This is a genomic window from Peptostreptococcaceae bacterium, from assembly GCA_016649995.1.
Lineage (GTDB): Bacteria > Bacillota > Clostridia > Peptostreptococcales > BM714 > BM714.
Window position 1 is genome coordinate 21,918 of sequence record JAENWJ010000016.1, and the last position, 9,774, is coordinate 31,691.

13 protein-coding genes are annotated in these 9,774 nt (G+C 42.0%); 7 read left to right on the forward strand and 6 right to left on the reverse strand.

The window, feature by feature from the left end:
* Position 1: 1 nt before the first annotated feature.
* Genes gatC through pcrA form a run of 3 tightly spaced genes read right to left on the reverse strand, consistent with a single transcriptional unit; the run spans position 2 to position 4,493 of the window.
* Entirely contained in the window at positions 2 to 289 is a 288-nt protein-coding gene (gene gatC, locus JJE29_04615) for an Asp-tRNA(Asn)/Glu-tRNA(Gln) amidotransferase subunit GatC (protein MBK5251898.1), read from the reverse strand.
* 12 nt (positions 290 to 301) lie between these two features.
* Positions 302 to 2,299, reverse strand: coding sequence for an NAD-dependent DNA ligase LigA (gene ligA / locus JJE29_04620; protein ID MBK5251899.1), 1,998 nt, complete (start codon positions 2,297 to 2,299; stop codon positions 302 to 304).
* Positions 2,300 to 2,309: 10 nt separating this feature from the next.
* The gene (gene pcrA, locus JJE29_04625; GenBank protein ID MBK5251900.1) at positions 2,310 to 4,493 is read right to left on the reverse strand and encodes a DNA helicase PcrA; all 2,184 of its coding nucleotides are present in this window, start codon (positions 4,491 to 4,493) and stop codon (positions 2,310 to 2,312) included.
* Between the two features lie 117 nt (positions 4,494 to 4,610).
* On the opposite strand from pcrA, the gene JJE29_04630 reads away from it, so the two are divergent.
* Positions 4,611 to 4,934, forward strand: coding sequence for a hypothetical protein (locus JJE29_04630; GenBank protein MBK5251901.1), 324 nt, complete (start codon positions 4,611 to 4,613; stop codon positions 4,932 to 4,934).
* Between the two features lie 117 nt (positions 4,935 to 5,051).
* Here the strand turns inward: JJE29_04630 and JJE29_04635 are convergent, their stop codons facing one another.
* A complete protein-coding gene (locus JJE29_04635; GenBank protein ID MBK5251902.1) occupies positions 5,052 to 5,375 on the reverse strand; it encodes a thioredoxin family protein in 324 nt (107 codons plus the stop codon).
* A 118-nt stretch (positions 5,376 to 5,493) separates the two neighbouring features.
* On the opposite strand from JJE29_04635, the gene JJE29_04640 reads away from it, so the two are divergent.
* Positions 5,494 to 5,979, forward strand: coding sequence for a ferritin family protein (locus JJE29_04640; GenBank protein ID MBK5251903.1), 486 nt, complete (start codon positions 5,494 to 5,496; stop codon positions 5,977 to 5,979).
* A 71-nt stretch (positions 5,980 to 6,050) separates the two neighbouring features.
* The gene (locus tag JJE29_04645) at positions 6,051 to 6,353 is read left to right on the forward strand and encodes a hypothetical protein (GenBank protein ID MBK5251904.1); all 303 of its coding nucleotides are present in this window, start codon (positions 6,051 to 6,053) and stop codon (positions 6,351 to 6,353) included.
* 48 nt (positions 6,354 to 6,401) lie between these two features.
* Here JJE29_04645 and JJE29_04650 read toward each other — a convergent pair whose 3' ends face one another.
* A complete protein-coding gene (locus JJE29_04650) occupies positions 6,402 to 6,944 on the reverse strand; it encodes a bifunctional (p)ppGpp synthetase/guanosine-3',5'-bis(diphosphate) 3'-pyrophosphohydrolase (protein ID MBK5251905.1) in 543 nt (180 codons plus the stop codon).
* A gap of 256 nt (positions 6,945 to 7,200) precedes the next feature.
* Between JJE29_04650 and JJE29_04655 the strand changes: the two genes are divergently transcribed.
* The 4 genes from JJE29_04655 to JJE29_04670 all read left to right on the forward strand — a co-directional run bounded on the left by JJE29_04655 (position 7,201) and on the right by JJE29_04670 (position 8,611).
* Entirely contained in the window at positions 7,201 to 7,395 is a 195-nt protein-coding gene (locus JJE29_04655) for a diguanylate cyclase (GenBank protein ID MBK5251906.1), read from the forward strand.
* Positions 7,396 to 7,445: 50 nt separating this feature from the next.
* The gene (locus JJE29_04660; protein ID MBK5251907.1) at positions 7,446 to 7,856 is read left to right on the forward strand and encodes a DUF882 domain-containing protein; all 411 of its coding nucleotides are present in this window, start codon (positions 7,446 to 7,448) and stop codon (positions 7,854 to 7,856) included.
* Positions 7,857 to 7,913: 57 nt separating this feature from the next.
* Positions 7,914 to 8,045, forward strand: a complete 132-nt coding sequence (locus JJE29_04665) for a hypothetical protein (GenBank protein MBK5251908.1) — start codon at positions 7,914 to 7,916, stop codon at positions 8,043 to 8,045.
* 89 nt (positions 8,046 to 8,134) lie between these two features.
* On the forward strand, positions 8,135 to 8,611 hold the full coding sequence (locus JJE29_04670; protein ID MBK5251909.1) for a hypothetical protein: 477 nt from the start codon (positions 8,135 to 8,137) through the stop codon (positions 8,609 to 8,611).
* A 71-nt stretch (positions 8,612 to 8,682) separates the two neighbouring features.
* On the opposite strand, the gene JJE29_04675 is transcribed toward JJE29_04670, so the two are convergent.
* A partial coding sequence (locus JJE29_04675) for a flavodoxin domain-containing protein (GenBank protein ID MBK5251910.1) occupies positions 8,683 to 9,774 on the reverse strand: 1,092 nt, incomplete at its 5' end.

The following is a 9,774-nucleotide window of genomic DNA, read 5'->3' on the forward strand; positions in this document are numbered from 1 at the left end:
CCTAATCTACCATTCTTGGCACTTCGAAACAGCCGCTTCTTTTAGCAGGCGCATTTTGAAGAATCTTTTCACGATCCATCGAGGGCTCTGAAACGTCCTCGCGAAATACATTTTTTATGTCGAGAGCGTGGTTGGTGGGTTCTACACCGTCGACATCGACTTCTTTCAATTGCTCGATGTAGCCTATTACCGCTCCCAATTTTTCTGTAAACCCAAGTTTTTCTTCTTCTTCAAACTCAAGATGGGCAAGCCTAGCTACATGTTCTACGTCTTTTACAGTTATTGCCATATCGAAATCCTCCTATTCTTCTATCATTCTTCTAAAAGCCGCCTCGTCAATTATTTCGACGTCCAGCTTAAGGGCCTTGTCGTATTTTGAGCCGGGGGCCTCCCCGGCAAGAACGTAATCCGTTTTTTTGCTTACACTTGAAGAAACCTTGCCTCCGCCTTCCTCTATGAGCGCTTTGGCTTCCGTTCGCGAGAAGCCGCTTAGCGTACCCGTAAGAACAAATGTCTTCCCTTCAAGGCTTTTCTTCACCTCTTTTTTTGAGTCGCTTTCTGTCAGTCTAAGGCCCAATGATTTCAGCCTTTCAAGTATTAAAAGATTATTCGGATCTTTGAAAAACGCTTCGAGGCTCTCAGCCATCTTGGGTCCAATTTCAGGCACCAGAGTCCATTCCTCGTATCCGGCTTCCATTAAGTCGTCAAGCGACTTGAACCGGTCTGAAATAACACTCGCCGCACGGCTTCCTATGTGCCTTATTCCGAGAGCGAATACCAGTCTCGACATATCCCTCTTCTTAGAATCCTCTATGGCATTAAGTAGATTGTCGGCAGATTTGCTTCCCATTCGTTCGAGCTTAAGCAGGTCTTCCTTTTTTAGATTATAAAGGTCCGCAGGGTCGCAAATGAGCTTGCTGCCAAGAAGCTGCGTTACTATTGATTCTCCCAAACCGTCTATGTCCATGGCTCCCTTTGATACAAAGTGTATTATTCCCCTGCGCAGCTGCGCAGGGCAACCTGCATTGATGCATCTCATGGCAGCTTCTCCCTCGAAGCGCACCGTCTTCTCTCCGCATGAGGGACAGACCGATGGAAAAACAAAGGGCTTTTCATTCCCGGTCCTCTTTTCTTTAAGAACACGAACCACTTCGGGTATTATGTCACCCGCCTTGCGGATTATGATGCGGTCATTTATTCGTATGTCCTTTTCTTTTATAAAATCCTCATTGTGAAGGGTTGCCCTGCCTACTACAGATCCCGCAACATGCACAGGCTCAAGAACAGCCGCAGGTGTTATGGCTCCGGTGCGTCCTACCTGCACGATTATGTCGATAACCCCGGTTTCTTTTTCTTCCGCGGGAAACTTGTATGCTATTGACCATCTTGGGCTCTTCGATTTTTCTCCGAGGCGCTTCTGCATTTCCAGATTGTCAACTTTTATTACAAGGCCGTCTATGTCGTAATCCAGTCCATGGCGTTTCTCTGTCCATTCCCTCGCAAAATCAATCACAGACTCTATGTTTTCGAATGTATTGTATTTTGTGACCGTAAAACCCATCTCACGCAAAAAATCCAGCGACTCCGTATGCGCCTTCAGATTATCCGAATCTATTTGGAGCGCCGCAAATACAAACAAATCCAATCCCCTTGAAGCTGTCACCTTTGAATCAAGTTGCCTAAGGGACCCTGCCGCAGCGTTTCTAGGATTTGCAAACGGCGACAATCCGTTTTCTTCCTGCTGTAGGTTAAGCCTTGCAAATGTTTTTTTCGATATATATGCCTCTCCCCTCACCTGAAGGTCGACAGGTTCTTTTAGTACGAGCGGAAGGCTTCTTAGCGTTTTAAGATTTTCAGTTATGTCCTCGCCTACAAGGCCGTTTCCTCTGGTTGCGCCCTGAATAAACCTTCCATTTTCATATCTGAGGGCTACCGTAAGCCCGTCTATTTTGTATTCCACCGCATATCTCAAATTAGCCGGATTGCCAAGATCCTTCCTAGTTCTTAAATCGAAGGCTCTCAGGTCTTCCGGACCGAAAGCGTTATCTAGACTAAGCAACGGAACCCCGTGGGTAACCTGCCCAAATGAATCTATCGGCTCTCCCCCAACCCTTTGGGTCGGCGAATCTAGAGGAACCAGATGCGGATTCTTCTCTTCAATATCTATAAGCTCTCGCATCTGCTGGTCATACTCGTGGTCTGTAATCTCCGGAGAATCCTGAGAGTAATACAAATATTCATGATGCCTTATGGAATCGACAAGCTCTTTTATGCGCTTTGCTTCAGGACTAATTTTCACGTTATCACCCCTATCCAATAATCTCAAGCGGCGCAAAGCCAAGCATTAGTTTCTTTACACCCTTCTGGTCAAAGGCTATTGTAAGCAAGGTTTTATCTCCAGAACCCTTTGAACTGATTACCATCCCTTCGCCAAACACCTTATGCCTAACCTTTGTTCCCGGTTTTAACTCGCCCGAAATGAATTCGTCAACCTTCGCAGGCTCCAAAATTTCTCGTCCAAGGTTCACCATAGTGTCAAATGAACCCGATTTACGCTTGTTTTCCAATTCATCCTCTATGCGACCCTTTATGAGTTCTTTAGGTATTTCCTCCAAAAAGCATGACATTGGATTGCTCATGTTTTTTCCATGCTGCGTCCTTCTTGAAGCATGAGACATGTAAAGATGCTTCTGTGCCCTTGTTATGCCAACATAGCAAAGTCTGCGTTCCTCCTCAAGCTCCTTGTTATCCGTAAGGGACCTGAATCCCGGGAAGATGCCGTCTTCCATTCCAACCATGAATACGCATGGGAATTCGAGACCCTTTGCGCTGTGAAGGGTCATTAGGACAACTTGGTCTTCTTCTTCCACATAGTTATCGAGGTCGCTCATGAGCGATATGCCCTGAAGATACATTTCTAACGTTACATCCGGAGTTTTGCTTTCAAATTCTTCTATTGAAGAGACAAGCTCCTCTATGTTTTCTATTCGGGTCATCGCTTCGACCGTGTCTTTAAGGACAAGCTCCTCAACATATCCGGTTCCTTCTATTATTGCACTGAGGATTTTAGAAACAGAGCATTCGTTCTTCTTGTCAATAAGGCTTACTATGAAATCGACGAATGATCTAAGGCCTTTCGATGCCTTAGCTGAAAGGCCCAATGATTCAACATTAAGCAAGATGTTGAATACATCCGTATTGGTTTCTGCAGCCGCTTGGCGTATCTTTTCGACTGTTCTGGCGCCTATACCCCTTTTGGGAACATTGATTACCCTGAAAAGGCTTACATCGTCCTTCTGGTTCTGCGCAAGCTTCATGTACGCCATAAGGTCCTTTATCTCCATGCGGTCGTAGAATTTTCTTCCCCCCACAACCTTGTATGTGATTCCGCTGCGCATGAGAGACTCCTCTATTACCCTTGACTGTGCGTTCATTCTGTAGAGAATGGCGAAATCACGGTTAGCCAATGATTCTCGGTACCTAAGGTCTTCTATCGTCTTTACTATATATTCCGCTTCCTTGTATTCATTGTAAGCCTTGTGGTAGCGAATTCTTTCCCCTTCTTCGTTCTCTGTCCAAAGGTTCTTCTTTTTGCGGCTCAGATTGCCCTTTATTACCTCATTGGCCGCCTTAAGGATCCTTTTTGTAGATCGGTAGTTCTGCTCAAGCTTGATAGTCTTGGCATTCGGGTAATCCTTCTCAAAATCAAGAATATTCCTAATGTCTGCGCCCCTGAACTTATATATGGATTGGTCCGCGTCTCCTACGACGCAAAGGTTTCCGTTTTTTTTAGCCAACATCTTTATTAGTTGATATTGAGCCTTGTTGGTGTCCTGGTACTCGTCTACCATCATATATTGAAATCTTTCTTGATATTTTTCCAGAATATCCGATTCTTTCCTGAACAGATCGATTGTCTTGTTTATGAGGTCGTCGAAATCGAGCGCATTGTTTGCCTTTAGGCGCCTCTGATATCGGTCGTACACCTCCCAAACCTTCTTTTGGTCTAGGCTAGCGTGGTTTTTTTCCCTATATTGGTCAGGGGTCATCAATTGGTCCTTTGCCCGGCTTATTTGATTTATCATGTATTTCGGTTCATAATCGTCCATCATGCTAAGTGTTTTCATTATATCTTTAACAACCGTTTTCTGGTCTGCAGTATCGTATATGACGAAATCCCTTGTATATCCCAGCTTATCTATGTTGCTTCTGAGTATTCGCACGCAGGCCGAATGGAAGGTGCTTACCCACATGTTTCTCGACAAATCCCCAACGAGCTCCCGAACCCTGTTCTTCATCTCGTTTGCGGCCTTGTTCGTGAATGTTATCGCAAGGATGGAAGAAGGATGTATGCCAAGTTCATCTATAAGATAGGCTATTTTATATGTAAGAACACGAGTCTTTCCACTTCCCGCTCCAGCAACTACCAATAAGGGTCCCTCGGTTTGCTTTACTGCCTCCAGTTGCTTTTCGTTCAATTTGGTCAAATCCATAATGTTGCTCCCTTCGATTCTTCTAAATTGATTTTATATTATATCCCATGCTTGTTCAAACAAAAGCAATGGTTTTTTGGTATAATGATAAAAAGTCTTTTAGAGAGGTGATTGATTGTGAATACTTTTGACGAAAATGACTACAAAGGCGATTTTAAGGACGTTGAATTCGAAACGATTGAAATAGATCCCGATGTGGAGAAAAAAATAGAAGAAATAGAGCATATGCAGAAGAAACAAAGACGGAGCCGCAAAAAAACAGGAAGTCCGGAGGGAAACGTGTTCTTCTCTTCCCTTTGGTCCATCGCAAAGATTGCGATATTCATATTCATAGTTCTGCCTGTTCTGTTCTCTCTTCTCGGGCTCACTTTAAAATTCCTATTTTACGCCATACCTGTATTTCTGATTGCCACATTCATAATGCGTCTTTTCAGCCGTTAGCCATTAATAATGAAATTTTAATTGTTTTGAATATGCTAGAAGTAAACCCCGGATGGCTCTTCCGGGGTTTACTTCTCCCTTAGGATTAAAACCGCAAAGTTCTTTGATTCCGGTATCTTAAAATATAATGTCGTAATATCGGTCAATCTTGCCTGCAAGCTCCTTTATACTTATATATCTCGATTCTTTTATTGTTTCCTTTCCGTGCACATAGCCTATGATTCCCGGCAACGCAAAAATACCGAACTTCCCTGCGGCCTCAGGCCGCTTGTCCATATCGATTCTGTAACAATCGATTTCCGGATATTTCTTCAAGAGCTCCTCCAATTTCATTCCAAAAACTTCGCACACGTCGCATTCCTTTGATGAAAAATAAAGTATAACAAACTTTTTTGTTAATACGATATTGTCGACCATGTTAAATTCGTAAAGTTTTTTCATTTTAATACCCCTTCTACATTATACACTTTCCATCGCTTCGCATCCCTTTTTTATGCTGTTTTAAAAAAATAATGTCGGGTATCAATTGAACGAATGCATATGAAAAGGAGGAAATTTAATGAAAATTCAAGACTATGCAATTGAAAAAGAAGAGGCGGCTAAAAAATACTATGAAAATTTTTCCGGATGCTCGAAGAATCCCGGAATCAAGAAAATTTTTAACATGCTGGCCGAAGAAGAGCAAAAGCATTGCGACATCCTAAAGAATATCGACAAGTATGATGGTATGGAAAAGGAAACCGGTTTGCTTGAAAATGCTACAGAATTGCTTATTTCATCCTTAAAAACCAACAAGGAATCTCTTTGCAATTCTGAAAACCTTGAAGTATATGAAAAAGCAATCGAAATGGAACACGAAAGCATACGCATTTATGAGAATGCCTTCTCTGAAACCGATGATCCGAAAGCAAAAAAAGCCTTCAGATTTTTGGCAGATCAGGAAATCAAGCACAAATCTCTCATAGAAAACATAATTGAATTTATCACAAAACCGAAAAGAACAGTTGAGGATGCCGAATTTGCGCGATTAGACCCGGAAAATTAAGGCTTTAAATGCATTTTGCACTCTCGCGGCCTATGATATAATATTAAAAAGGAGCCTGGGAGGTGCATCGCGTGAAAGGTAAGATTCTTGACAACCAAATCTCACTTTGGGACTTTAAAAGCGACACGAAGCAGTTTTTTGAAAACAGCTTCGAGAAGACGGTCTTCAAGCCATACATTAAACACCTAGTTGTTTCCTGCCCGGGCAAAAAACCTTCGGGACTGGTTCTTGAAAAAGGTCTGTTTTGGTGTCCCTATTGCAGGCAAAAGGTAATGTTTGTAAAGGACAAATATCTTGGAATCAAGCGTTGCCCGATATGCGGAATCTCGGAAAATGATTTTCATGTCAAAAAGGAAAATAATAAAAAACGTTAAAGCTGACTCTTGCAAAAATACGGGTTCGCTTTCTAATGGATATTTTGCTCAATCGCCAAAAATCTTCTCAACAAGGATTTTGAATTCCTCATACATGGCAATGCCCTCTAGCTTCGAAAGGCTTTCAATAAGCGATTTATAATACCATTTCTGGTCCTCATATCCGGCATTAAACCTGTTCCAAAAGTCGTCCTTCTCTTTAGGGTTATTCCTTCCTACGCTCCTTATGTTGCTAAGCTTGTCAGCGCAGCTAATCATCTTTATGTCCACGGGAGCATCAGCAAGAAACCTAACCGTATGGTCCTTCCTTTCCTTCCATGAAACCTTGTCTCTGTTTTCCAAAACTTCCGATGCACCTATTACATACCCGAGAACTTTCTCCCCAAAATCATCCCGGATTGTCTTTTCGGACACATCGGTATCCTCAAGCGTGTCATGGAGAATTCCTGCAGTCACCATTTCATCAGAAGCGCCGTTTTTCATCAATATTATTGCAACCTCGACAGGGTGCACTATATACGGAACGTCTGTACCTTTTTTCGTCTGTCCCTCATGTGCCGCAACTGCGAGCTTTAGAGCTTTTTCTATAATGCCTGATTTTTCCATGAATATCCCCCCACATGTTTAAATCTTTAAAATTAAGCCATATATATTATATAATATAAACAGATTAAAACGGTAAAATATTACTTAAAGGAGATTGATTCGCCGATGAAAACCATGTCATATGCAAAACTTCTCGACAAAATCGAATTCATGAACGCCCTCTATACGGTGAAAAGCCGTATAGAGTTACGGCTCTTCCGATAAATTTGGAAAACCGCACGGTCGTTTTAGAGCCCTTGAGATTATCGAAAATCTGAGGCTGTCTATAGAGAAAGAGGATAACGTATTTCAGGGCAAGGATATAAAAATCACATGCAGCTTCGGAATGCATACACTGAAAAACGATAAAATTGATGTTGAAGAATTTATTCAAAGGGCGGATCGAAACTTATATGCGGCAAAAGAGGCTGGAAGAAATAAAATAGTCAGAAACTGATGTAAAAAATAAAAACACGGGTCATTTCTATAATAAAGGAGATGATTCGCGTGTATTACCTTACAAGAAACATAAAGCTTTCTGACCACTTTTACATATCTGAGTTTGTATGCAAAGACCCTGGCGATATCCCGAGCAAGGTCTTTATCGAAATGGAGCTCATTGAAAGACTGGAATCCTTTAGGCTTCTTGTCAAAAGGCCTCTGATTATAACATCCGGATACCGCACCCAGGAATGGAACCGCAGGGTAAACGGGTCTCCCAAAAGCCTCCATATGCTGGGACAAGCCGCCGACATCAAGATGAACTCATACGACAAGGAACACATAATGGTTTTCGCCGTTCATGCCGGTTTTAAAGGCATAGGTTTCTATGACGGATTCATACATCTTGACATTCGCCGCAAGCTTATAAACAAGAGCGGCCGCTCATTCGATCTTTGGGACTTAAGGAAGAAGTGATATGGAATTGGAAGCTTAACGACTAGCACACAGCGAACGGAACGAGAGTCAAGAATATTGACGATTGGAAAAAATTCAAAAAAACTCACCGACGGGAAATATATTGAAATGGAATGGGTCAAGTCTCATAGAAACCATCTCCAAAACATCCTTTGCGACAAGCTCGCAAAATCCGCAGCGCTTTTATAATTTTTTTCCATAAGTTGTTAGTTGCGCACCTAAATGGGTAAACATTCGAATAGAGCATTTTAAATTATTAATAGCAAAGGAGATATAATATGAAAGAGTTTGACGGAAGAAAACTTTTTAAAACCATCATCCTTCACGAGGCGGAGGTAGCAAAGCTTTATAAGAATTTAGCCGAAAATATGAAAGACAAGAAAGCCAAGGCATTGTTCGAAAACCTTTCATCGGATGAACTGCGACACGAAAAGATTTATCAAGGGCTTCTGGAAAAACTTCCTAACGGAGGTATGCTAGAATTGTCCGAAGAAGATTTGGAATACACGGAAATGCTTATTAAAACCCACATATTCCAAAACGCAGATGTTAAAAACAGGTACAACAAACAAGACGCTCTGGTAATTGCCGAAAAAGTAGAACGTGATTCCATTATCTTTGTCGAGCAAGTAAGGAGCCTCTTCCCGGAATTGGTTCCCGAAGAATTCAAAACCATAATGAAAGAGGAAAAGAAACACTTGAATTATGTCCTCAACACCCAGTTTGACAGCAGTTTGAGATTTCTTGGGCTTTAAAAACCTCATAATACAGAAAAAGCCTCGCCATTGCACAAGGGCGGGACTTTTTCTGTATTATTTTAATCTTACTATTTTCCACATGTCTCCTGAATCTTTTTACCGATTCCTTTTCCATACTCAAAGCATAGCTTCAATTCATCTTGAGATGGAGCATATTGTATTTCAAGTCCATCCTCAACAAGGTCTGCACCCATTTCCTTCATTCGAGCCTCTATCTTCTTGACTGCGCCCTTTCCCCATCCGTAGGAACCGAATGCCGCCCCTATCTTGTTTCTGGGTTTAAGCGCAACAACCTCCTCGAGAAAATAGCTTATCTGTGGAATCATTCCGTTGTTGAATGTTGATGATCCAATAAGTATGGCCTTTGCGTCAACAATCTCTGAAAAGATGCTGGTGAAGTCCGATGAATCAGCCTTGTATAGCTTTACCTCAATATCCTCGGAGGACAGGCCTTCAACAATCGCCCTTGCCATCTTGGCGGTACTCTCGTACATTGTTTCGTAGATTATTACAGCCTTCTTTTTCATTTCAGGTTTTGCCCATTTAAGGTAGGCATCAATTATTCTGCCCGGATCTTTTCTAAATACGACTCCGTGGCTAGGCGCTATCATGTCCATATCAAGATTCATTTTTTGAATTTCTTCTATCTTTCTGATAAGCAATGGAGCATACGGCATGAGAATGTTGGCGTAATATGTCTTTGCCTCTCTCATTACCATTTCCATATCGTTTTCATCGTCAAAAAGATGCGAGCTTGCCAGGTGCTGTCCAAAGGCATCGTTTGACAAGAGTAGCTTGTCCTCAGGCACAAATGTCATCATGTTGTCCGGCCAGTGCAGCATTTTGGATTCTATGAAATGAAGATTCCTTTTGCCAATGTTTAAGACATCTCCGGTTTTAACTACATTGTAGTCGTATTCCTCTCCGTAATAGTATTTAAGGAGAGCCTCCTTGGCCTTTAGCGTGCAGTGTATCTTGGCATCCGGAATCATCTTCATCATATCCGGGAAGGCCCCGGAATGGTCGGGCTCCACATGGTTTATTATTACATGGTCTATCTTTGATATCGGAACCAATGATTCAATTTTCTCGAGCATTTCACCAAAGAATCTCGAGTCAACCAAATCCACCAGTGTTATTTCATCATCGATTATGAGATA